General features: G+C 45.6%; 22 protein-coding genes. 8 read left to right on the top strand and 14 right to left on the bottom strand.

What is annotated here, in order from left to right:
* Positions 1 to 2: 2 nt before the first annotated feature.
* Positions 3 to 812, bottom strand: coding sequence for an AraC family transcriptional regulator (locus V6669_RS03990; RefSeq protein ID WP_338590893.1), 810 nt, complete (start codon positions 810 to 812; stop codon positions 3 to 5).
* Positions 813 to 893: 81 nt separating this feature from the next.
* Between V6669_RS03990 and V6669_RS03985 the strand changes: the two genes are divergently transcribed.
* Positions 894 to 2,429: a carboxylesterase family protein gene (locus V6669_RS03985; RefSeq protein ID WP_338590891.1), complete on the top strand. Its 1,536-nt coding sequence runs from the start codon at positions 894 to 896 to the stop codon at positions 2,427 to 2,429.
* Between the two features lie 171 nt (positions 2,430 to 2,600).
* On the opposite strand, the gene V6669_RS03980 is transcribed toward V6669_RS03985, so the two are convergent.
* Together V6669_RS03980 and V6669_RS03975 are read right to left on the bottom strand one after the other, a co-directional pair.
* Positions 2,601 to 3,944: a HAMP domain-containing sensor histidine kinase gene (locus tag V6669_RS03980; RefSeq protein ID WP_338590889.1), complete on the bottom strand. Its 1,344-nt coding sequence runs from the start codon at positions 3,942 to 3,944 to the stop codon at positions 2,601 to 2,603.
* Complete coding sequence (locus tag V6669_RS03975; protein WP_036668346.1) at positions 3,937 to 4,629, bottom strand: response regulator transcription factor; 693 nt, start codon at positions 4,627 to 4,629, stop codon at positions 3,937 to 3,939. The genes V6669_RS03980 and V6669_RS03975 overlap by 8 nt, the downstream gene beginning before the upstream one ends.
* Positions 4,630 to 4,788: 159 nt before the next feature.
* Here V6669_RS03975 and V6669_RS03970 point away from each other — a divergent pair, with 159 nt between their 5' ends.
* Entirely contained in the window at positions 4,789 to 5,550 is a 762-nt protein-coding gene (locus V6669_RS03970) for a TVP38/TMEM64 family protein (protein WP_338590887.1), read from the top strand.
* Between the two features lie 44 nt (positions 5,551 to 5,594).
* A complete protein-coding gene (locus V6669_RS03965) occupies positions 5,595 to 6,197 on the top strand; it encodes a GNAT family N-acetyltransferase (RefSeq protein WP_338590885.1) in 603 nt (200 codons plus the stop codon).
* Positions 6,198 to 6,365: 168 nt separating this feature from the next.
* Here the strand turns inward: V6669_RS03965 and V6669_RS03960 are convergent, their stop codons facing one another.
* Complete coding sequence (locus V6669_RS03960; RefSeq protein WP_338590883.1) at positions 6,366 to 7,532, bottom strand: cobalamin-independent methionine synthase II family protein; 1,167 nt, start codon at positions 7,530 to 7,532, stop codon at positions 6,366 to 6,368.
* 114 nt (positions 7,533 to 7,646) lie between these two features.
* The gene (locus V6669_RS03955; RefSeq protein ID WP_338590881.1) at positions 7,647 to 8,216 is read right to left on the bottom strand and encodes a hypothetical protein; all 570 of its coding nucleotides are present in this window, start codon (positions 8,214 to 8,216) and stop codon (positions 7,647 to 7,649) included.
* 252 nt (positions 8,217 to 8,468) lie between these two features.
* Between V6669_RS03955 and V6669_RS03950 the strand changes: the two genes are divergently transcribed.
* On the top strand, positions 8,469 to 9,524 hold the full coding sequence (locus V6669_RS03950) for an ankyrin repeat domain-containing protein (RefSeq protein ID WP_338590879.1): 1,056 nt from the start codon (positions 8,469 to 8,471) through the stop codon (positions 9,522 to 9,524).
* A 96-nt stretch (positions 9,525 to 9,620) separates the two neighbouring features.
* Here the strand turns inward: V6669_RS03950 and V6669_RS03945 are convergent, their stop codons facing one another.
* Positions 9,621 to 10,595, bottom strand: a complete 975-nt coding sequence (locus tag V6669_RS03945; RefSeq protein WP_338590877.1) for a tRNA-dihydrouridine synthase — start codon at positions 10,593 to 10,595, stop codon at positions 9,621 to 9,623.
* Between the two features lie 380 nt (positions 10,596 to 10,975).
* Here V6669_RS03945 and V6669_RS03940 point away from each other — a divergent pair, with 380 nt between their 5' ends.
* The 3 genes from V6669_RS03940 (at position 10,976) to V6669_RS03930 (ending at position 14,376) form a co-directional block, all read left to right on the top strand.
* Positions 10,976 to 11,182, top strand: a complete 207-nt coding sequence (locus V6669_RS03940; RefSeq protein ID WP_036668351.1) for a DUF2536 family protein — start codon at positions 10,976 to 10,978, stop codon at positions 11,180 to 11,182.
* Between the two features lie 261 nt (positions 11,183 to 11,443).
* Positions 11,444 to 12,325, top strand: a complete 882-nt coding sequence (locus V6669_RS03935; protein ID WP_338590874.1) for a GNAT family N-acetyltransferase — start codon at positions 11,444 to 11,446, stop codon at positions 12,323 to 12,325.
* A gap of 284 nt (positions 12,326 to 12,609) precedes the next feature.
* Positions 12,610 to 14,376: a leucine-rich repeat domain-containing protein gene (locus V6669_RS03930; RefSeq protein ID WP_338590872.1), complete on the top strand. Its 1,767-nt coding sequence runs from the start codon at positions 12,610 to 12,612 to the stop codon at positions 14,374 to 14,376.
* 119 nt (positions 14,377 to 14,495) lie between these two features.
* Here V6669_RS03930 and V6669_RS03925 read toward each other — a convergent pair whose 3' ends face one another.
* From V6669_RS03925 to V6669_RS03900, 6 genes are all read right to left on the bottom strand, one after another.
* Complete coding sequence (locus V6669_RS03925; protein WP_338590870.1) at positions 14,496 to 14,726, bottom strand: S-layer homology domain-containing protein; 231 nt, start codon at positions 14,724 to 14,726, stop codon at positions 14,496 to 14,498.
* On the bottom strand, positions 14,680 to 14,793 hold the full coding sequence (locus V6669_RS03920; protein ID WP_338590868.1) for an S-layer homology domain-containing protein: 114 nt from the start codon (positions 14,791 to 14,793) through the stop codon (positions 14,680 to 14,682). Before V6669_RS03920 ends, V6669_RS03925 begins: the two co-directional genes overlap by 47 nt.
* A 148-nt stretch (positions 14,794 to 14,941) precedes the next feature.
* Positions 14,942 to 16,615 (bottom strand): GTP-binding protein, encoded by a 1,674-nt coding sequence (locus tag V6669_RS03915; RefSeq protein ID WP_338590866.1) that lies wholly within the window; start codon positions 16,613 to 16,615, stop codon positions 14,942 to 14,944.
* Position 16,616: 1 nt separating this feature from the next.
* Positions 16,617 to 17,516, bottom strand: coding sequence for a sulfate adenylyltransferase subunit CysD (cysD, locus tag V6669_RS03910; protein ID WP_076333411.1), 900 nt, complete (start codon positions 17,514 to 17,516; stop codon positions 16,617 to 16,619).
* Between the two features lie 915 nt (positions 17,517 to 18,431).
* The gene (gene rlmD, locus V6669_RS03905; protein ID WP_338590863.1) at positions 18,432 to 20,045 is read right to left on the bottom strand and encodes a 23S rRNA (uracil(1939)-C(5))-methyltransferase RlmD; all 1,614 of its coding nucleotides are present in this window, start codon (positions 20,043 to 20,045) and stop codon (positions 18,432 to 18,434) included.
* Between the two features lie 631 nt (positions 20,046 to 20,676).
* Positions 20,677 to 21,558 (bottom strand): diacylglycerol kinase, encoded by an 882-nt coding sequence (locus V6669_RS03900; protein ID WP_047840512.1) that lies wholly within the window; start codon positions 21,556 to 21,558, stop codon positions 20,677 to 20,679.
* Positions 21,559 to 22,083: 525 nt separating this feature from the next.
* On the opposite strand from V6669_RS03900, the gene V6669_RS03895 reads away from it, so the two are divergent.
* Positions 22,084 to 22,800 (top strand): NPP1 family protein, encoded by a 717-nt coding sequence (locus V6669_RS03895; protein ID WP_338590860.1) that lies wholly within the window; start codon positions 22,084 to 22,086, stop codon positions 22,798 to 22,800.
* Between the two features lie 104 nt (positions 22,801 to 22,904).
* Here the strand turns inward: V6669_RS03895 and V6669_RS03890 are convergent, their stop codons facing one another.
* Entirely contained in the window at positions 22,905 to 23,321 is a 417-nt protein-coding gene (locus V6669_RS03890; protein WP_338590858.1) for a DUF4395 domain-containing protein, read from the bottom strand.
* A gap of 71 nt (positions 23,322 to 23,392) precedes the next feature.
* The gene (locus V6669_RS03885) at positions 23,393 to 24,319 is read right to left on the bottom strand and encodes a 2-dehydropantoate 2-reductase N-terminal domain-containing protein (RefSeq protein WP_338590856.1); all 927 of its coding nucleotides are present in this window, start codon (positions 24,317 to 24,319) and stop codon (positions 23,393 to 23,395) included.
* Between the last annotated feature and the right edge of the window lie 57 nt (positions 24,320 to 24,376).

Here is a 24,376-nt window from a genome sequence, read left to right as displayed (position 1 = left end):
CGTTATGCCTTCGTCCGATGCAGCATCATGTAAGATGTTGGCGTGTGTGAAGTTGCTTTCTTGAATACTTTGGAAAAATATAACGGATCATTGTAGCCGACAGAATAGGCTACCGATTGAATCGGCAGGCCCGACGTCTTCAGCAGTTCACAGGCGCGCTCGATTCGGCAGGATGTAATATACTCCAAAACAGACTTGCCGGTTGCTGCCTTAAACAGACGAAACAAATAACTGCGCTCCAGATTAACTGCCTTTACGATCTCCGTGACGGTCAATGTTGGCTTCCAGTAGTTCTGCTCGATGTACTTTCTCGCCAGCCAGACATAATCCTTGGTGTCCACCTGCGGCTCTTTCGGATAATGTTCCATATAGTAAGAAAGCAGCAGACGCAAACGGGCATCTGCCCGCAGTAATTCATAGGATGATGCACCCGCGTTCCAGGCAAGGTGGAAAAAAGGCTGCAATGTCTCCGGCGAGACCGACACCACGGGTTGTAACTCTGAGAGCTGTGTCAGCCCCAGCATCCGCCCGGCATCCTCACCGCTAAACTCCACCCAGACGTACTCCCATGGATCTTGCGGGTCTGGATAATAGTAAATCTCCTTTTGCGGAAATATGATAAAGCTTTCCCCCGTAACTAGCCGAAAAACGCGCCCGCCCGTCTCCAGCGTCCCTTGACCACGGATAATATAGTGCAGCGCATAAACGTCACGCACGCCTGGCCCCCATTGGTGAGCGTTGGCCGGCTTGTGACCACCGCTGATAAAATACAAATTACTGGCTCTACTGCTCTCATGCCAAATCGGATTCAACCTTGATTCCCCCTTTCTATTGCCACGTTGATCAGATGTTCGGTAACGCTTACAAGCTAAATCCAGAGAGGAGAATGTTGTATGCTTAGAATGGTTACGGTAGAACATGGACAAGTGCAAGGACTGCCCGCGGCGGACCCGCGGATTACCAGCTTCAAGGGAATTCCTTTTGCCGCACCTCCTGTAGGTGAGAACCGCTGGCGAGCTCCGCAGCCGCAGTCGAACTGGGAAGGTGTACTGCAAGCTTTTGATTTTGCCCCCATCTCCATGCAAGCCCCAACAGTCATCGATGATAACAATATCTATACCCGCGAATGGGCCGTTGATCCCGACCTGCCCATGGATGAGGATTGTCTGTATCTGAATGTCTGGACACCAGCCAAACGCACGGACGAGAAGCTGCCTGTTTTTGTCTGGTATTTTGGCGGGGGCCTGCAAGTCGGCCATACGGCCGAAATGGAATTTGATGGCGAGCGAATCGCTCGTAGAGGTATCATCGTCGTGACGATTAATTATCGGCTGAATGCCTTCGGTTTCCTGTGCCATCCTGAGATTAGTGCCGAATCCCCCCATGCACCCGCCAACTTTGGTCATCTTGATCAGCAAGCAGGTACCCAGTGGGTCAAACGCAACATTGCCGCCTTTGGCGGTGATCCAGACCAGATCACCATCGGCGGACAGTCGGCAGGCGGAGGAAGTGTACTCAGCCAGATGACCTCTCCGCAAAATAAAGGCTTGTTCCAGCGAGCCGTCATCATGAGTGGTATAGCTACCGAGTTGTACCCGAAGGTCCGCGTGCCTTCTGTCCGTTCCACACTGCGAGATGCAGAGCAAGCAGGGGTTGAATTTTTTGGCTTCCTGGGCGTATCTTCCCTCGCTGAGGCGAGACAACTGGATGCTGAATATCTCCGTGACAAAGCACTCGAATACAAAAGCTTCTGGGGAACCGTCATCGACGAACAATTCTGCGCAGGCGATCCGTTTACTCGTTTTGTTCAGCAGGAGCGCGAAGCGATACCCGTAATGCTGGGGCATACGTCTTCCGAATTTTGGACCCGTCCCGCCGCAGCCGATCTGGAAGAACTGAAGCAGATGGCTGTGGAGCTGTTTGGCGAGGATTCTCCTGCCTTTTTACAGCTATGTGAGGCTGATACCGGCCAAATCGAACATGCTTTGCAACAAGCATCGGTCCGCATGATCCAACATGCCATTCTGCTCGCCATCCGCGCGAACAGCGGTCATCCGTCTGAAACGCCTCTCTACTATTATAACTTCGATGCCGAGATTCCGGGCTGGGACCAGCCAGGCACTTTTCACTCCGTCGATCTGTGGTTTTTCTTCGAAACACTCGCCAAATGCTGGCGGCCTTTCACAGGTAAGCATTATGATCTGGCCCGCCAGATGTGCAATTATTTATCCAACTTTATTGCTACAGGTGACCCAAACGGCTCGGACTCCACTGGCAAGCCGATGCCTCATTGGACTCCTTGTACTACGGAACAGCCGTATCTCATGGAATTTGGCGATCAGGCTCAATTACAGAAGGCTGAGCCAGGACCAATGCTCGCGTTTCTAATTGAACAATATTTCAAGAAGCAGAATGCACCTGTTGTTTAAAACATGAGGTTTGCCATCTCACGATATATGTAAAAGCCATGCTGTCGCATGGCTCTTTTTGTATAGTGTGAATGGCAGAGCGATGTTCATTCGCCTATGCCTATTTAGCGCATCATTTCAAGAGATCCGTTTCTGTTGCACGCAATAATCATAACGTCTCTCTCCCTTCCATTATATATGAGTCTGAGTTGGTTTGTTGATGATGACAGGTAGCGTAATCTGTAGTGAAAAGGTATCTTCTTCCTCCGATACTGTCAACGTCCCGTTGTGCTGCTGGATCATTTTCTGACAACTAACGAGCCCGATTTCGTTGCTATCTTTCTTTTTGCCAACACGTTTAATCTTATTCTCCACCCCAAGAATGACCCATTGTTGCTTCAAAGAAATCTGGATATGAACGGGATGCCCTGGATCGGCGTATTTTCGAATATTTGAAAATATGTTATCCATTACGCGACGCATGGCGACCAGATTGATTTCCAGCAAAAACTCCTCATGATGTGCATCTGTCTGAACCTGCACGTCTATATCGTCCAAAACCACTAATTGCTCATCTATGAGTTGATCGATAAGCGCTCTGCCCTCATACATTTCAAATTCTACTTCCTCTTCTTCAGCAGCAGAAGATACCGTAAAATATTCGAATAGTTTGTCCGACAGCACTTTGATCTGATAGGCCTTCTCCCGGCTATTATGAATATACTGCAACAGATCCTCATGTGTCTTATATTTGTTGAGCTCTATGATATCCATATATCCTAATAGAATCGTGAGTGGCGTTCGCAAATCATGGGAAATCGCCGTGATCAATTCACGGTTGGCCATCCTTACCCTCTCCTCGCTGCCCAGCCGCTCCACAAATGATTTCCTCATCTCATCAATACTCTGGGCCAGAGATGACAGTTCATCCTTTCCCGATATCGTAATCGAATAATCCAAATTTCCACCTTCGAGTATTTTGATCTCTTGTTCAAGCACGCCAATATAAGATGTTTTCTTATTAATCATCAGTAGAAAGGAAACAAGGAACACAATGGCCGCTATGAAAACACCAATAATCAGAATGAGGTTGTAATATTGATACTCATAAAAGCTAACCAAGTATATCTGGGCATCCTGATCCGCAAAATGGATGGTGGTGATGGGTATTTTCGATGGCACGAATTGAGTTAACAGTTCTTCATTAATGGCCGGATCAATCTCCGTGTTGGAGGAAAATATCAATTTGTCTTTTGCAAAAATATACAGATTTAAGTAGCGCTCATGTCTTATCCAAGCAGACAATTGCTCATGATCACGGGTTGACATGTTCTGGTTATCCACAAATGCTTCGAATCGATCAAGCGCATCTTGCTGCCTGTTCTCTACAAAAGTGGATTTGCTTAAATAACTATCCAATACAGTCTCGCCAACAACTTGTAAAATAACGAATGCACTTATGGAAATGACCAAAGAAATGACAACCGCCAGAACCAGTTTTATCTTCAGCTTTTTTCCGATTAATAATCTATTCAATTTTGTACCCCTTCCCCCAAACGGTCTTCACATATTTAGGGTTCTGCGGGTCATCCTCCAGTTTGCCTCTCAAATTACGAATATGAACCATCACCGTGTTATTACACGTATAAAAGTAGGGTTGCCCCCAAACACTCTCATATATATTTTCTGCCGAAAACACCTTTCGTCGCTTCTTAGCCAACAGCAGCAATATCTGGTATTCAATTTCAGTTAGAGCAATCTCCTTCTCCCCAACAAACACGGCTTTTGAATCCTGATGGACGGTAAGATCCTTAACGATAATCTGGTCCTTTTCTTCGGTCTTCTCCTTGCCCCGATATACATAATACCGCCGCAGTAAAGCCTTCACCCGCGAAACGAGTTCTGTATAGGAAAAGGGTTTGGACAAAAAGTCATCACTGCCTGAGGAAAAGGCCAATTGTTTGTCAGAATCCTGCGTTTTCGCCGTGAGAAACAGGATCGGTGCACTTGTTTTTTCACGAATCTCCAGACACGCCTTCAGCCCCGATTTATTGGGCATCATCATATCCAAAATAATGAGATCCGTCTCTTCGTTCACTTTATCAATCGCATCTTGGCCATCTATCGCTTCAATCACTTCATAATTTTCACTCTCTAACAAAATCCTTACGATTTCACGAATTTCACTGTTATCATCAGCAATTAGAATTTTCTTGCTCATCTGATCCCTCCGTCTAATTTCAGTATAATATGCGCTATTAGCGACTACCAGCAAATACAATCGACTTAAGAATTCTTCAGAAGTTATGTAGGTATCTCTTAATAATTTCGCCTTATACTGTAAATATGTAGAAGTTATTACACAAAGGGGTCGTCAGGAATGCCACAAACTTCGAAAAAAGTAATGATTAACATATTGTTGGGTCTGTTCATCATATTGTCCATTGGTCTACTGGTGTATTATTCTCCTGCCATTATTAAAATCATGTCTTCCATGGACAATTTCAGAGCGTATATTCATTCAACAGGCCATTGGGGTCCGGTCATGTTTATTTTATTCCAGATTCTTCAGATCGTGGTTGCACCTATTCCAGGAGAAGTGGTACAGGTCGCAGGCGGTTATATCTATGGGGTTACACTTGGGTCCTTGTATACTACAATAGGCTTGATTATAGGCTCAGCGATCGCCTTTTATTTCACCCGTTATATCGGTCGCGCCTATATTTCACGACTAATGCAAAAGAAAAATAATAAGTGGATGTCGTTAATTCATGATGAGAAGAAGTTCTCCGCTTTTTTATTTATCTTTTTCGTGATTCCCGGCTTGCCCAAAGACATGCTTGTATTTGTCGCCGCACTTACATCGATTAGTTCGTTTAGGTTCTTCACGATCCTTATCGTCGGTCGTCTGCCGTGGATCATCGCATCTACCGTTATAGGGTCCACGATTCATATGCAACAATACACAATCGCCATTATTATTTCTGTTATCGCTGTGATCGGGTTTGTACTCGGTTATATCTATAGGGAGAAATTGGTGGGATTGTTCTCCCGGTCAGACAGAACCAAAGCCAACCCCAAGGCTATACCCAGTTATAGTACGAATAGGGAGTCTCGTAAAATAAAAAGAGATACAACATGAACAAAACCAATCTATTGATATGAAAACCGGAGGTATATCATCTTATGCAAATACTTAAAACCAATCGATTAATCCTGAGAAATTTCACCGTAACGGACGCAGCCGGACTGTTGGAATACACCGCAAATCCCAGAGTGAATTGTTTTATGGAGCAACGAATTTCAACGTTGGAAGACGCGGTGGCAGAGGTTGCAAAAAGAAGCACTGACGATTCCCACATCGCGGTTTGCCTGAAAGACAGTAACGAGCTGATCGGTGAGCTGTTTGGTATGAGGGAAGATCGGGATTCCGATACGGATAAGGATTCGAATTCAGATACCTATAGTATTGGTTGGAATTTTAATGGAAGATTTGAAGGAAAAGGGTACGCCAGTGAGAGCGCCAATGCTTTCATCGAAAATCTCTTTATGGAACAGGGAATAAGAAGACTGTACGCCTATGTCGAGGATGATAACTTCCGTTCTCAGAAACTGTGTGAGAAGCTGGGCATGCGTCGGGAAGGTCTTTTTATGGAGTTCATTTCATTTGTCAAAAATGAGGACGGCACACCGAAATACGAGAATACGTATCAATATGCTTTGTTGAAAAAGGAATGGCTGGCACAGCGTGAACTCGCAGAAATAAGGATCAGTAAATCTCATCATTAGTTTAAAAAAGTTATAGAAATGAGCACGTACCCATGTGTACGTTCCACAACAAATACGGCGGCTTCTCCCTGGATAGATTCCAGAGGAAAAGACGCCGTTTCATTATTGCACAGAACACTATTGATCGAGCAATGTGTTTATAAGGTCACAATACATTCAGCCTAAATCCTAGACGGTGCTGCCCCAATATTGCTTTGCAATCTTCTGCCCTTGATCAATCTTCGCCCATTGCTGAGCTTCGCTTAATTCGTTACCACCATCGCAGGATGCAAATCCGCATTGGTGAGACAACAGCAGCCGATCCTTATCGATGATTTTGGAAGCTTCGTCCAGCAAACGGACAACACGTGCTTCATCATCGAGTGTACTCGTTTTGGATGACAACAGACCCAGTACAATTTCCGTTTCAGGTCTGTCCTTGAATACTTCCAGAGCTTCAATTGAACCCGCACGATCATCATCCCACTCCAGGAAGAAACGGTCATACTTCAATTGTTTCAGGAACAGATTCGCAATTTTGGCATACGATCCACCACCCATGTTGCGGGAATCATAATTGCCGCGGCAGTTATGTGTCCACATTTTCAAGCCAAGGCTATGACCAAAGTCAATCACGGTATTATTAATATCAATGAATTCGGTAGCAAGTCCCTTTACTTCATCTTGATTAATATTTTCCCCTGTAAACGGAGAGTTCGGGTTATCGTCGGCAAACAGTTCCCACAAGCAATCATCGAATTGCAGGATTTTACCACCTATAGCAGCGAATTCTTCGACAAATTCCTTATACGCGATCACAAGACCCTCTTTGAGCTCCTGTATGTTTTGATATACAGCATCCGTTCCACCAATGTTATCCGACCAGGAAAGCTCACCGAAAATATGGGAAGGCGATGGTACACAAAGTTTCGTTTGTTGCTCGCCAGCCGTGTCTTGCAGTTGTTGGAACAGTTGAATGAAATGATGGTTCTTTCCACTCAATTTATCAGTGATGCGCAGTCCAATATCTTTGCGTGTTTCATATTTCGAAGTTCCGTCCACATCTCTGAAAAAATAGCCATGATCCGCGATGTAACGCTTCACGCCGCCAAATCCCCATACAAAGTCCAGATGCCACATCGATTTGGAGAATTCGCCATCGGTAACCACGGACAAGTTATGTTCGATTTCCTTAGCGACAACTTGTTTGATTGCCTCTGTCTCACACTTCTCATATCCTTCGTAGTTTTCATAGAACGGATATTGGATATCATCATTATGTTCAATTTGCGTTTTATATTTCAGCAGCTCATCCGGCCGCAATAAACTTCCTACGATCTGGAACTTATCAGTCATGTAAAAAACCCCCTCGTTGTATACAATGATCATATCACGCCGAGAGCAGTTAGAAGGGATACTTAAAAACCATAACTGGTTATAGTTAAAAGCTATATCAAAAGTTAATCCATTTCACAACGTACGACGACGCAGTTCATAAAAATATTGTACCGCTGGATGCTTTAATTTGACCTGCTCCGACATGTTCAGAATTCGCTTTTTGCCAACTCGTCTGTCCATTAAAGCCAGAATATTAAACAAGATATCCTTGCTCTCCAGATTATCCTCTATAGAAGTTGATAAATACGTCGTGGCTGCAACGGTAAAATTCGATTTACTAAGTGCGGTCTGAGCCAACAAAAGCTCTTTGGCATGTACGGAGATTTTTCTGCTTCTTGCCATGACTTGAAGACGATCCTCGGGAATGGGTCCTTTGGAATCTTTTCGAATAACTTCAATCTCTTCATCGCTCACAGGAATCATGATCTCCGGGTCGCTCTTGATCTCCTGCTCTGTCTGATACCATCGGATTGGGGTTGTTGTATCACTCATGTTGAGTACATTCTTTTTATCTACAGTAATATAACAATTGCCTGATTTATCAGGTGAATAGCGATAGCTGGTAGCACGGTACTCCACCCTTTCAACTAACGCAGGACTAAGAAAACTCTCCAGTTGTTGCTTCAATTTACTCCAGGACATAAATCCTCCTATTATCAAAAGCCTACCGCATGAATTGCGGCGATCATTTCAAATATTTTTCAATCCGTCTCCAGTATCAACATTCATTTAAATTATAACATAGCAAACCAAATTGATGATGGAAGAAACCCAGTTATTGGTTTTGAATTCCCCTATGTGATAAAATTGCAGAAAATTATCTACTTACTATTAAATCGTCATAACCTACCATTGGAACTTACGTTGTTATTCACAAAGGAGAGGAAGAGTGTAATGGCTACGAAGAAAGCAACCTTACCTGCTCATATGGAAAAACTCGTTAAAGATAATGATATCGCAACCGTAAAAGAAGTCTTTGAGCAATGCGAATGGGATGCCCGCGGGGGTTATAGCAAAGGTACGGCCCTCAGCTTTCGGCATATTTCGGATGAATTGGTCCGCTGGCTGATAGAGCAAGGGGCAGATATTAATGCACGTGACAAATATCAACGCACGCCTCTACATGCTCATGCCTCACACTGGTCAGGAAATGTACCCCTGTTCCTTGAATTAGGTGCGGATCTGGACGCTGTGGATTACCAAAATGAAACACCGTTACATGCAGCGGTCAGTGGGTATCGAACCAAAGTGGTTCAAGAGTTGGTAAACCAGGGCGCTACGATTAACGTAGAAAATAAACAGGGTAATACGCCATTAGCTAAGGGGTTAGTCAATTGTAGGAATAGCGATATAGTTAATCTGGCAGAGATTGCCGCAATTCTTCTGGATGCCGGAGCATCGGTCACCCCGGATATGAAAGAATCGGTGAAACGGATCGGTAAGGATTTTGAATTCGTCCGTGAGAAGTTCAATAAGGACAAGGTCGATGGAGTTTCAGACGCGCTGATCAAACTGTACCGTCTATTTGATGTCGAGCCTGTAGCGAATCGGATCATGCACGATGGAACTGCACCCATTCAGGTAAAGGCAACCACCTGGACCAAACAGCACCAAGAGCTGTGGGAATATCTCATTCCGCCCCAGGGCCACGCTCAAACGGTGCAGGGAGAGGTCATTCGCATCACAGGACGTGTGTCCCATGAAGTATTAGATAATGGCGGAGGAAACTGGGATGCGGAGTATCGCAAGATGCTAGATGCGCTAATTCGTTATCTGGGCACTGGAGCGCCACTCGCCCCCGCACTTCTCCAAGAGGCAGCAGACTTGGCCAGCAGGCTTCATAATGGATACGATTTTGATGCGCCTGCCAGATTATCCGAGTTGGCGGTATTATGGGTGCTTGCCAATCCTCAGCCGGTCACTATAGAGAAGCCAGAGTATACGCGTTAAACAGCAAAGCAAAAAAAAGAAGCGGAAAAGTTACCGCTTCTTTTTTTCTATTTAATCTACCTGGATCATACTCCGTATCCATGATTACGTCTTACTCTACTCCACCTGTTCATTACTTTCAAACTCAATGAGCAATTCGCGTACTTTAGAAGTGGTTTTGGCGTTCATCAAGCTGTTTCTCAGCTCACTAGCACCGCGGAAGCCACGAACATAGATTTTGAAAAAACGGGCCAGCGGGCTGAACGAACGCGGTTCAAGCTCGGAATATTGATCATGGAGATCCAAATGCAGTCGTAGCAGATCAAGCAATTCCTTACTGCTGTGTTCCTTCGGCTCCTTCTCAAAAGCAAACGGATTCTGGAAAATACCGCGTCCAATCATAATACCATCCACACCATATTGCTCCACGAGTCTCAGGCCTGTCTCACGGTCAGGAATATCCCCATTAATCGTCAGCAGTGTATTAGGAGCTATCTCATCACGAAGTTTTTTAATCTCCGGAATCAGTTCCCAGTGAGCGTCTACTTTGCTCATTTCTTCTCTCGTCCGCAGATGAATGGACAGGTTCACAATGTCCTGTTGCAAAATATGGGTCAACCAGTCGCGCCATTCGCCGACCTCAGTAAATCCGAGACGCGTTTTCACACTGACCGGCAGCCCTCCGGCTTTCGCCGCCTGAATAATCTCCGCCGCAAGGGCTGGCCGGCAGATCAAGCCACTTCCTTTTCCATTCTCCGCAACATTCGCTACAGGACAGCCCATATTGATATCGATGCCTTTAAATCCTTCTTTCGCCATACCGATACTCATCTCACGAAAGAATTCCGGTTTATCTCCCCAGATATGAGCCACAATCGGCTGTTCATCCGCTGTAAACGTCAACCGTCCACGCACACTATGGTGCCCCTCCGGGTGACAATAACTCTCTGTGTTCGCAAACTCCGTAAAAAACACATCCGGTCTGCCCGCTTCACTTACGACATGCCGAAACACAACATCGGTCACATCTTCCATAGGTGCCAGTATAAAAAATGGTCGTGGCAATTCACGCCAAAAGTTTTCCTTTGTCATCTCAAAAGCTCCTCTATACATTCCAGGACAGTCTTTGTCCTCATTAATAATAATAAAACGTAACTCTTTGCATCTGCTTGCCTATCATTTACATGATCATTCGCAGTTTCGTTGCGATTCACATTATGGTGTCCTAGCTTCTTCTTCACTTATACCATGCAAATGTAACTTTGTTCAAACAGCAGTATCTGTTATAACTTCCATTAGATCTTCAGATTAATGAGTGTTCGATGATCTTAAAATTGCCCTTTCCCGATTTTATCACGTCTTTATTAGATTTTCAGCCCGATTGCTCTTGCCGAACTGGAAAAGCTCCTCTAAAATGAAGCTCGACAGGCTTTTAACCTGCAAATCGAGATTTAAGGAGGCCTGAATGATATATGGAAATTTCACTGGATATGATCAAAGACAAAGTCGAATGCTTGCAGGCTTATGACTTCCGTGAACTCGAACGAGCGATCGAAGAGCGAATCGGAATGAACAAAGCATTAATGCTGCGCGTGAAGCAGGTTCAACATCAAGTAACATTTGACCCTTTTCGCAACAAGATGTTATATAGTGCAATCGTGCATTTTGCCGTAGATTAATGGACCAAGATTCTCAATAGTGAAAAACAGTTCACTGACGCAATTGCATTTAAGCATATCCTATAAAGCATGCAAAAAAGAAGACGCGAACTCGCTCGCGTCTCTTTCCGTATCATACTCCACTTTCTCTTGTTACAAATCTTGCTTATCCAACAACAACTTATAAGCAGAATTGTCACCTGCAATCATATTTTACATAGTTAAATACGGGATCGTACCACTATACAAACAGTCATTTTTGAGGATTAAGGGGGTAATACCATGCAAGAATTAATATTTATGAAGAATTATAAAAACAATGAAGTACTGCGCAAAAGTTTTTTCGAGCTTGCTGTCAACACGTTTGAGATCAATTTTGAAGATTGGTATCAACAAGGATACTGGGGCGAGCGTTACATCCCTTATTCATATGTCGATGGAGACCAGGTTATTGCCAACGTTTCCGTTAACATCCTTGAGCTCATCATTCACGGTGAGAAGAAAAAAGCGATTCAAATCGGCACGGTGATGACACATCCTGATTATCGGGGGAAAGGACTCTCTACACGTTTAATGAATAAAGTTTTAGAGGAATACGACAACAAGTACGATTACATGTACCTTTTTGCCAATGAATCAGTGCTTGATTTTTACCCCAAGTTTGGGTTTAAGCCTGTGGAAGAACATCTTTTTTCAATGGATTATACGGCAAAAAAATCACCCGAACCTGCGAATATCCGTAAACTAAATGTAACTAACGCGGAGGATTTACGTCTTATTCAAAAATTGGCATCGGAACGATTACCTGTTTCTCAGCATTTCGCAACCCATCATGCTCAAGGAATACTCATGTTTTATTGCCTGAATGTCTTTAGTGATGATATTTATTACTTGGAAAACGAAAACGTCATTGTTATTTATCAGAAAGAAGACAATCATATTGAGCTCTTCGACGTTGTTAGCTTAAACGAAATGAATATGAACGATATTTTGGATAAGATCGCAGATGATGATACGGAGAAAATAACTTTCCATTTCACGCCAGATGCAACAGATCATATCGTTCTAAAAAGTATAATCACCAATGAAGGTTTATTTGTAAGAACCCATGGTGAACATCTCTACCCTGTGCACGTTAAACATCCGATTACTTCGATCGCTTAATGATTGATTTAATAATGCCTACCACCAGCCACACTTTAAATAAGACCAAAAAGGAGCAGGATTCCCCTGCTCCTTCGCTATGTGAAACTTCTTTCTCTCATCAAACGTAAATTCACAAGGTATAATGAAATCAGATGACCGTTCAGCATGATCTTATGACCATCATAATGAAGGAGGGGACATTCGTGGCGTTTATCCCGCTAAACTGCCCCAATTGCAACGGAAGAATTGAATACAAGAAGGATGAGGTTTTAAAGTGTCCCTATTGTGAAACAGAGCTTTTATTGAAGCAAAATCATGTCTATTACGTAGACCAGACCATTAATCATTACCACGGAACGCCCCCTAAAGCACCGCTGAAGCAGACTGCCTCCGTAAAGGTAATGCTGATACTGATGTTAGTCCTGGCTGGCGCCATCGGTACATATTTTTATTATAGCAACAGCTCCACCTATTCAAAAACAGAAGCCAATCTGCCTGTGCGAAAGATGCCTGAAAGCGAGGTTTTGCTCTCATTTTTGCGAGATATCTTCGATAAAGGGTCTGCCTTGCCAACAGAGGAGGAATTGGCTCGTATTCGCTATTTAACCGTAGAGCATTCGGAGAATGATCAGTGGAAGTTTACATATAGTCTCTCCGATCCATTCAGCGATGAACAGGCCGAGAAGATCACTTATATTACTCAGGACAAGAAACTGAATAGCCAGCGGATTGATCAGCGAGATTTTGAAGCTTTTAAGGGACTGACGGCATTGGACCTGACGAATACCTATGAAATATCCCAGACGGACCAAACCACTTTGGCCCATATGTCCGGATTAAAAAGTTATGGAGGCGCTTTTAACGAATCCTTTAGTACATTTTCGGGCTACTTTGGCGACAAGTCTAAAATCACGGAGCTTTCCACGCAGCTTCGCAGCAATCAGGAATTGGCCCTGCTGCTGGAATTCCCCAATCTGAGCTCTTTATCCATTACCTATGTGGATGAGTCCGTAACAGATTTTCACTTGTTAAACCAATTGCCAATAAAGTCCCTGTCGCTCACCTTTGTCGATGAACTCGAATGGTTGTCGTCCATGACCGGGCTGTCATCCTTGTCCATACATTACAGCGAAGCCACAGACCTGCAGCCGCTGTACGCCCTGACCCAGCTTCAGGAGCTTCAGTTGTCCTATTTATCGAATGTAAAGTCCATCGACTTTGTACAAAATATGCCTGCTCTACAAACGTTAGATATCGAAAATGTAAACTTCTCCAGTCTGGAGCGCTTGGCTGGTAAAAACTCCATTACTACGCTGCGCCTGGCTTCTCTAAGTCAGCTTGGTTCGGTAAAAGCCATAAACAGTCTGCCCTCTCTGCGGAAATTAACGTTGTCTGGCTACTACGAGAATGCAGAAGCGCTGACGCTGCCTAAAGTAGAGCGAGTGGAAATTCCAAGCTCCTTTCTCACCGGACTAGAGGCCCCGGCTACAACCAGTCTGACGCTCCGTGGCGGAAGTGGCGAGTTGAACTTGGCTGCGCTGGGGAAATTCCCGAAGCTGAAGCAGCTTTCCCTCTGGGAGATCAGTGAAATAACCCGTCTGGCCGCCCTGGACGGCTTGTCCCGCCTAGAGACCTTAAACATTTACGACTCGTCACTATATAAGGAGAGCGATGCTTTATTTCGTTTAAATCAGGTGAAATCTCTGATGTGCTCCGAGTGTAGGCTGAACTTTGAACCAAAGGCGGCTGGGGAGAACAGCGTGCTTGAACATTTGACCTTAGACCATCCATATTTCAGCATAAACAACACCTCTGTTACTGAAGTTGACCAAATGATGCCTTACTTTGCCAAACTGTCCGCTCTGCGTTCCTTCACTATGCAAGACAGCAATTTGGCTTCTCTCGAATTCATGAGCAACTGGCAGGCCATAGAAGAACTTCATCTTGAGAACAATGCCATTTCCAATATAGAGACCCTAAGCCAGCTACCTAATCTGCAAAAGGTATATCTATCCGGAAATTCCGTACAAAACAAATCCGTGCTTGGTACGGATGTGCATGTGTATTAATTATCGCCTGGGATGTTGGGGAGTTTTAGACTACTGTAGTTAATGGGTGGTATTGAAACAAAGACAAAAAGGGGCTCCCCTTATGCAGTTCTTCCTGCATGGGGAACCCTTTTGGTGCTTTAAATCAAGTCCGAAGCCTTCAATATTCTTTGGACGATAGCTGCAACCTCAGCACGGGTGATGTTGGCTTTCGAAGCCAGTTCATGTGATCCTCTGCCGCTGATTACACCTGCCTCAATACTTGCAGCAACAGCGGAATGATACCAATCGGAAGCATCCACATCTGCAAAAGGCGCCTTGCCATCAACTGGCTTCAGTCCCAAGCCTTTTAATCGCTGCGAATTCAGCACGTGTCATATCCGTATTTGGATTATATAGATCGTTACCAATGCCATTCACAATGAGGCGAGAGCCCATATCATTGACAGCATCCTTAGCCCAATGATTTTCTACATCTTTGAACATCAACGGGTGCCATACCACTGAATACAGACTGTTCGTTAAGCTGTTAGACAAAACAAACAAGCGGCTGCCTGATCGGCAACCGCTCTATCGGATATGCTTATTAAATGTCGTAGTTATTCGAAGGACTGTGATCGATAACGGATTGCACGACTCGTTTAACCACGGATTTCGCGGCATCCTGGGTGGACATTCCGCCGATCTCGTCCGCGTTAACTTCGATAAATCCTTTGCCCCCGATGATCTCTCGAGCTGTCTCAAGTTCGCCCGCACTGATAGAATCATGGGATACCAGTGAGATCAGGCCGGCGTCGTTCAACACCTTCGCCATCTCCGCCGTGCCGCGGAGCGTTTCTCCACTGACGCTCTCAAGCAGCATCGTATGGTAACCGGATGACATTAGTCGCTTCTCCACTTCCTTGGCGAGAGCTACCGTATCCGATCCAGCCAACCAGACCGTGAGCGGAGATTGTCCTTTCTGCTGGGCGCGAATATCTCTCGTGATCCCCGTATCCAGCGTGGCAAATCGGCTTTCTCCCTTCAGAGCTTGATCGATGACTCCGCAAGCAGACGTCATGTTGGTGACACGATCAATGAGGATAAAACCTCCGATGCTCTTATTGTGCTCAAAGGAATCGAAGACGATCTGATCCGACAGCGTGAATTCACACTTGGCCAATTCGTTCTTAACAATTTGATCGGCCGGAACGGTATGGCCCGTGTTAATGTCAATTTTATGGGTAATCGCCGTTACAGTGCCTGGAAGAGTCTTCGTTCCGACCTTTACCCAATAATGCTTGCCCGGAGTCAGGACGGAATCGTCCATCCACAGGATCGTAGAAGCGAAGCTGTCAGCTTCTTGGACTTGATTGTCTATCGTGAGCACGCAGCCCCGCGAGACATCAACTTCGCGGTCCAGTTGTATCGTAACCGGTTGGCCAGCATAAGCCGAATCCTTAGCTTGGTCCGTCACCAAAATCTGCTTAACCTTGGCTTTCTCCCGACTTGGCAGAGTCATGAGTTCGTCTCCGACCGAAATCTTTCCAGCCTCGATCTGGCCCTGGAACCCACGGAATGTATGGTCCGGTCTGCTTACACGCTGAACCGGCATCATGAAAGGCTTCGTATCATCGGTAGTATGAACATCTATACTTTCCAAATACGGCAATAAAGCTAACCCCTCGTACCAGGGAGCATTCGGCGACTGGGTTGTAATGTTGTCCCCTTCCGTAGCGGACACGGGAATGACCTGGATGCTCTTGATTTGGAATTCGGCCGTCGTTTGGATGAACTCTTCCTTGATTGCCTCGAACGTCCTCTGATCGAAGCCGACCAGATCCATCTTGTTCACAGCCAATACGAGATGCTTGATCCCCATCAGGGCGCAGATCCGGGCATGGCGTTTGGTCTGGGTAATGATGCCTTTGGTAGCGTCCACCAGAATGATGGCTAGATCGGCAAAGGAAGCGCCTACAGCCATGTTACGAGTATACTCTTCGTGTCCCGGTGTGTCCGCCACGATGAAGGAACGATGAGACGTCGTAAAATAACGATATGCCACATCAATGGTAATCCCTTGTTCGCGTTCGGCCAGCAAACCATCGAGGAGCAGCGAGTAGTCGATTTTGCCGCCTCGGCTTCCCAATCGACTATCGAGCTCAAGCGCGCGTTCTTGATCGGCAAACAGCAGCTTGGCCTCATAGAGCATATGTCCGATCAGCGTGGACTTGCCATCATCCACACTTCCGCAGGTAATGAATTTAAGTAGACTCTTCATGTTAGAAATAGCCCTCCCGTTTGCGTCGTTCCATGCTTCCCGCCGCTTCTTGATCGATAACCCGACTGGTCCGTTCGGAAGATAACGCACCCAATGTCTCCTCAATGATCTCATCCAGCGTAACGGCATCGGACTCGACTCCGCCCGTGAGCGGGTAACAACCCAACGTGCGGAAGCGAATCTTCTTCATCTCTACCTTCTCGCCAGGCTCAAGCTTTATCCGCTCGTCATCCACCATGATGATATGCCCGTCACGATTAACGATCGGTCTTACGTCCGCGGAGTAAAGCGGAACGATATCAATGTTCTCCCGACGAATGTATTGCCAGATATCCTTCTCAGTCCAGTTGGACAGCGGAAAGACTCGAATGCTCTCTCCCTTGTTGATTCGCGTGTTGAACAGCTTCCACATCTCCGGACGTTGGTTCTTCGGGTCCCACGAGTGATTCTTGTTCCGGAACGAGAAAATCCGCTCCTTCGCACGCGACTTCTCCTCATCACGTCTTCCGCCACCGAACGCAACCGTGAATCCGTATTTATCCAATCCCTGCTTCAGGGCTGTGGTTTTCATAATGTCGGTATATGCGGAACCATGGTCGAAGGGATTGATTCCTTGCTGAATAGCCTCTTCATTAGAGTGCACGATCATCTCGATACCAAATTCCTTCGCCTTTCGGTCGCGGAACTCAATCATCTCCTTGAATTTCCAGGTTGTATCGATATGCATGAATGGGAACGGCGGCTTCTCGGGGTAGAAAGCCTTTAGGGCCAAGTGCAGCATGACCGAGCTGTCCTTGCCGATGGAATACAACATGACCGGTTTCTCGCACTCCGCTGCTACTTCTCTGATAATGTATATCGCTTCAGCCTCAAGTTGATCCAGATGTGTTAATTCTTGCATGGCAAGGCGGCCTCCTTTTTAATCCTCACTAAAACCATCGTATTTATAAACTTATCCTATCAGATTCCATCTTTATTGCAAAGTGGAAAAAAGTAAAATTTATGATGTCTATGTATTGGATCGACAATATTCAGCATTGAGTAGCGGTTCCTCCTGTAATAAAATTGCCTGAACGAATGATTTGTGCTGAGCTGCAAATGGAATCGGTTGGTTAACGATCTCTTTTACAATCATGATTGAGGGCCATGGAATATGAAAAAGCTGCCGCCTGTAAAGTACAGACAGCAGCTTCAATGAGTTGCCCAGATCCGGGACAGAATCATCGCTGTTTCAGCGCGGGTCAATAATTCAGTTGGTGCAATTTTTCCACCTTTTTCGTTGACGATTCCGCTTCGAATCCAGCACCACCTGATTGAGTTACCTTGCCTTGGCTATTCTGGAATGTTTCCTGATACACAATTTGTGAATTAGATGCCGATAGGCTATCAAGCCGCCCGGAAGAAGCAGAGCCGCTGCGAGTAACCCGGAAACGACCTGCTTAAATGATTTCCTCATTCGAAGCATTCCCCCCACACCAAATTTTTTATGGAAGAGAATTCTTACTCCGTATTAAAGGGGAATCTTAGTTTTTTACAGCACTATACCAAGTCTGATGCTAGTATGGACATGCTCTTCATCCCGCTGATCAGGCCGCGGCAGATAAATTCAAGAATCGATTTAGAATAGATTAAAAGACATACTGACAAAAAAGACGCTGGGTAAATTTCTTCCCAGCGTCTTTCATTTCTTTATCATCTGTTAGTCTTCTTCGGTTTAGAGCCTTAAGCATATTTGCGGTAATTCTGCTTCGAGTACACTGTTATATAAACCAAGGATATTTGCATCAGACGATAATCTCTTAGATATCAATTGTTCTTAGTATCTGTAATTATCCCTCACCAACATCGCTACACTTTCCACATGCACCGTATGCGGGAACATATCCACTGGCGTCACCTCGACCGTCCGATATCCGCCATCCTCCAGCACACGTAGATCACGTGCCAACGTACTCGGATTACAGCTCACATACACCACTCGCTCCGGCTTCATCTCCAGGATCGTTTCCAGCAAGCGTGGATCACAGCCCTTCCGCGGCGGGTCGACAACGATCACATCAGCTTCGATACCTTGTTCTTTCCAGAGTGGAATAACGTCCTCGGATGCACCCACTTCGAACTTCACGTTACGCATCTCGTTCAACATGGCATTGCTACGCGCATCCTCGATCGCTTCAGGTACGATCTCTACCCCGTACACCTGATCCGCATGTTGCGCGAGGAAAAGAGAAATCGTTCCGATGCCGCAATAGGCATCAATTACAGTTTCTTTGCCGCTCAGTCCTGCGTACTCTACCGTTTTGCCATACAGGACTTCCGTCTGCACCGGATTCACCTGATAGAACGAACGCGCTGAGATCGCAAATTGCACATCACCGATATAATCATAGATTACATCACGGCCCCACAGGACACGGGTCTCATCGCCGAAAATGACGTTGGTCTGTTTCTTGTTCACGTTCTGGCAGATGCTCGCCACATGCGGAATCGCTTCACGGATACTGCCAATCCATTCGTCTTTGTACGGAATGTCTCGACCATTGGTGACTAGAACAAGCATCATCTCGCCTGTACGGAATGCCTTCTTCACGACCACGTGACGCAGCAAGCCGCGACCTGTCTCTTCGTTATAGGCGCTAATTCCAAAATGACTGCCAATCTCCTTAACCTTTGCAACCACTTCGTCATTGTGCTCATGCTGAATGAGGCAACTTTCCATATCGATGATTCTGTGACTTCCTTTAGCGTAAAAACCACCTACCAGGCCACCCTCGGCAGCTCCAATCGGCACCTGTGCCTTATTCCGATAGCGCCATGGCTCGTCCATGCCCATCGTAGACAGTACACGAATGCCCTGCTCCGTATCTTCTGCATCCTCCATCATCACGTTCAATTTGCCAATCCGCTGCAAATTATCGACCACCAACTGGCGTTTCCATGCAAGCTGTCCAGCATAACTCATATGCTGGATCTGACAGCCGCCGCACTGATCATAGATCGGGCAAGGCGCGGACACTCGATCCGGGCTTGCCTTCACGATCTCCAGCAGTTTGGCGTAACCATACTGCTTCTTGGTCTTCATCACGCGAACACGCACGGTTTCACCTGGAAGCGCACCCTGCACAAAGAGCGTGTACCCATTCGCACGACCTACACCCTCACCGTCATGGTTCATGCCAATGATGTCGATGACGGTCTCTTCATTTTTGCTAACGGGCAGTCCTTCGATTGGTGCAGATTCACGCGCTCTCCCCTTTGAACGAACGGCAGAAAGAGATGCACCTTGTGGCCGCACCTCTTTTCCCTGCTGACGTGTAGATGGACGAGATGATTGACTTGGCTGACGGGACGCTGAAGCGTTCCCTTGCCCCTGAGAGGCAGCCGAATTCCGGCGGTTTTTTCCACGACCGCTGCGGTTCGTATTAGACAACGTACATTCACTTCTTTCTTCTTATATAGTACCCACCTGTGCAGGCGAGGGGAAATTTCTATTTCATTTTGTTCCCGATTCTAACGAACCTGGCACACCTTATTCACATCAAAAATAACGTTCCGAATTTCTAATGAACTTCAGAAACGTTATATCAAGTTCGGATAGTGTTTTCCGATCTTTTCCGGTCATTTTCTCCAAAATAACGACGCTGAAATTCGTTAGATTCACAGCTTCGGCGATTTCACCACATTAAGGCTTTCTGAGTTCGTTAGCCGCCAGCCGGCACCCGACCAAACTGTTACATTCAGCACGGTGTACCACATCGCAGTACCATCGAACAATAACAGCGCTTTTAACCTTCAATGTTCGCTGTTCACGTTCACTCAATTACCACAATGTGCCTTGCTGTAACAGTTCAACGCATAGTGACCACATGAGATTATACGCGATCCAACTGTACACAGCAACTGGAAAATACACTTCCATCACGCCTTACGGCAGAGCTGAATCCAACTCTCCTCAACAGTTATATGATACTATGCAACTACTGCTATAGCATCATAGCTTTTCTGAAGCGCTCAACATTGCTTTTCACAAGCGAACCACATTGCCCCCAGCACTCACATGTTTAACGATACAACATCAGATGATGACGCAAGTTCGTAAACGTAGCTGGCAGCGTGCCGCCTAACTCTCCATCAAGGTTCAGTTGCACATAGCCTGGCGACGTAACTTCCATATGACTCGTCTGAAAATGAACCACTTTCTTGTCGTTCAGATGTTCCCCACGCAGCGCAAGCGTTACGAGGCGGATCATATCAGCCAAATTACATTTCCTCACGCAAATGACATCGAACAGACCATCATCAATGGTTGCACCTGGAGCCAACTTCTCAAATCCCCCGACCGAATTGGTATTGGCGATGAGGAATAACATGAATTCATCATGGATCTCTTCCTGACCGTCGGCGCGAATAATCAGCTCCTGAGGAGACAGGCTCGCCATTTTCTCAATACCCTTCATATAATAGGCCAGTTGCCCAATCATCGTTTTCAGACGACTCGGTACTTCATAGGTCAGTTCAGTCAATGAGCCACCACCAGCGATGTTGATAAAATACTTATCATTTGCTTTGCCCAGATCGAGCGGACGAAGCTGCTGGTTAATGACCAGATCCACGTAATCTTCCCACTGTCTCGGAATGCCGAGTGCACGTGCAAAATCATTCGTCGTTCCCAAAGGAAACACACCCAGCGGAGGACGGTTCTCCCGCTCGGCCATACCGTTAATCACTTCGTACAACGTGCCATCGCCACCAGCAGCAATAATCATGTCATATCCGCGTTCTATTGCAAGTTCAGCTTCCCGGGTTGCGTCACCTTCACCCGTTGTTGCATGACATGAAGCTTCAATACCACCTTGATCCAAACGCTGCAAAATATCAGCCAGACGTTTCTTCATTTCTTCCCGGCCTGAGGTCGGATTATATATTAAGCGAGCTTTTTTCATCTCATACGCCACCTATTCCACATTATCCATGAGTCTAAACGACCTCATATTCTTACGTTGCATCAGTCCACAAAAGGGCATATTTTTTACACAATAATGAACTTCGGTTAATGTTGCTCTAATCTTTAGTCTTACCTATATCTATGCATCAGGAATTCCGTCTCATTCCAAAGCCTTTAACTCCTATCATATCATCAAATGTAAAGATGTCCTAGCCTGTAATCTATAAGTATATTTTTTCATATATGTATCCACTAATCCATCCATTACCCAATAAACCTCCTGCACCGATCCTGAATCTTCCCCACTACCTTTTATGTAAAATAGTCTCATTAATCAACCATTCTGCCCGCTTGGACAGGAATTAGTCTTCGATTTCGATGATCTTCATATGATTATGACATAGATATGCTACAAATTTACAAATCTTAAGATGAAAAGATAAATAATATAAACCTTTTTCCACTATAGTTTTAGTGCACCCTCAACTTAACACCACATCATACCCGTGAAGGAGAATTGTGAATGAAAAAAATCGTGTTAATGCTCATGGTTTCGCTTATGGCATGTATTCCTTGGATCACCGTTGTTGAAGCAGCAGAAATTAATCATGATCAGGTTGTCGGATTTCAGGAAGTCTCACCAGTCACCGTGACACAACAAGCCGCCAAGCGTTTTCAGCCGTTTTTGAAGGTCTATCATGGTTGTGTACCTTTCCCCGCAGTGGATCAACAGGGCAATACCAGCGCTGGCTTGAATACGTCCGGGTCATCGAATGGGAACTGTAGCTCAAGTACAGGACAGATCTACTCCCGTTCCACCTGGCACAATGGGGTGTGGGCCATCATGTATTCGTGGTATTTTCCCAAAGACTCTCCTTCCTCTGGACTCGGCCATCGTCATGATTGGGAAGGAATCGTCGTGTGGGTAGATAATCCGGCAGCGGCCAATCCCCAAATCCTCTCCATCGCCTATTCCGGTCACGGCCAGTTCACCAAAGTTACACCGAGCAATAACAATACACAAGGTAACCATCCGTTGATTTCCTATAATAGTACCTGGCCGCTGAACCATGAGCTTGGCGTTACCAACACTGTTGGGGGAACACAACCTTTAATCGGATGGGACGACCTGACTTCTGCCGCACGAAATGCGCTCAATACGACGAACTTTGGCAGTGCCAACGTGCCTTTCAACGATAACAATTTCACCAACAATTTAAATAAAGCCTGGTTCAGATAAGAAAAAAAAGAAAATCCCCTTCAAGTGAACAACTCACTTGAGGGGGATTTCGTTATAAAGTTATCGTAGCATCCCGGATACTTATATCACTTCTTCAGCCAACCTCAAAATCCGATTTTTCTGCCCGCACGCAGCTGTTTATACCAGAAATAGACGGTGCAGCCTACACAATAACCCAGCAGTGCCGCGCTTGCAGCTGCGAGAAGCATGACGGAGAATACATAACCTGCGGCTACCCAGCCAAGCGAGAACGAGATGAGTGCCAGAGACAGGAAGAGCACAGCCAGAATATTGTTGAATCGCTGCAGCTCCACCGCCTGCGTCTCTGTCCCTTTACCAGTTAACACAGCTTTCCCAATCTGCACAAACAGATTAAGCTTTCCACTGGAAGCCAGACCAACCACCTGAATGCTCCACAGCGCTCCCAGCACTACAATTGGATTGAACACAAACGAGAGTAAAACAAACAATACAATACCGACCTGATTTGCTTTCACATAACGCATGGGCACTTCCCGCATCTGTATATCTCCTTATCCCCATTTTATTAGTTGGTTTTATTGTAGTCGGTATGCAGGGAATGAGCAACACTTCATTTAAGGCGAGTAAAATCTCTTTTCAATACATCCCAATGGGGAGTCGGGGTGCCTGTTGTCTTTTTCCAATCCGTGAATGCGTCACTTAACGCTTCGATTTCACCAAAAACACCAGCTAAAAGTTTATGCATCGGAAGAAGGCTATAGATTTTCAATAATAGATACAACATGCGTTTATGTTTACGAATCAATCTGCCTTGAATCTCTGGTATAACCGATATACCCATAGCCTCCAGTACGCTGATACCCTCATCCATCGCCTCAATCATATGCACAAGTTGCCGCTTGTTGCCATCCAGTTTTTTTAACTCATACTGCTCATTAAAGCTCACCGCATTAAGCATCAGAATGGGGATGATATGGCTTTTCAGCCATGCATCAATATCGCTCAGAACATTTAACTTGTATTTCACATGTTGGAAAGCTTGATCCAGCAAAGGTTTAAAGCTTATCTCTCCGTCCAGACTTCCAATCACCATTTGTCCGCTGCCTCCACCGACCGATAACATGCGGTCCTTTTCCCGCTTCCCTGCACTCACATGGAATCCAAACGCGACCTGTTTTGCTACCCTGCTGTTTTCCTCCAAAAAGTTTTGCATGCTCCGTGCATCTGCGTTGTTTCCCACAATCACAATATTGCTGCTCTGATTCTCTGCCAGGATAGGTAACACTGAAGGGAAATCGTTATATTTCATGACAACAAAAATCAGATCATATTGGTCATCCACTTCCAACGTTCTGGCTACCCGAACCTGATCAACTGTCGTTTTGAATTGAAAAATATGCCGGATGACGATTCCATCCTTCTCCAGCTCCTCTGCCCGCTTCCCTCTAGCCAGAATAGTAACATCATTGCCGCCGCGCACCAGAACCTGTGCCAGTTGACTGCCCAAAACCCCCGCACCATACACTAATATCTTCATTGGTTATCCCTCAATTTCATAGTTTATAAATAATCGTTGTTTTATCAACATTTGTTG

It is taken from the genome of Paenibacillus sp. Y5S-9 (genome assembly GCF_036894235.1).
Lineage (GTDB): Bacteria > Bacillota > Bacilli > Paenibacillales > Paenibacillaceae > Paenibacillus.
This window is presented reverse-complemented; position numbering and strand designations above follow the sequence as displayed.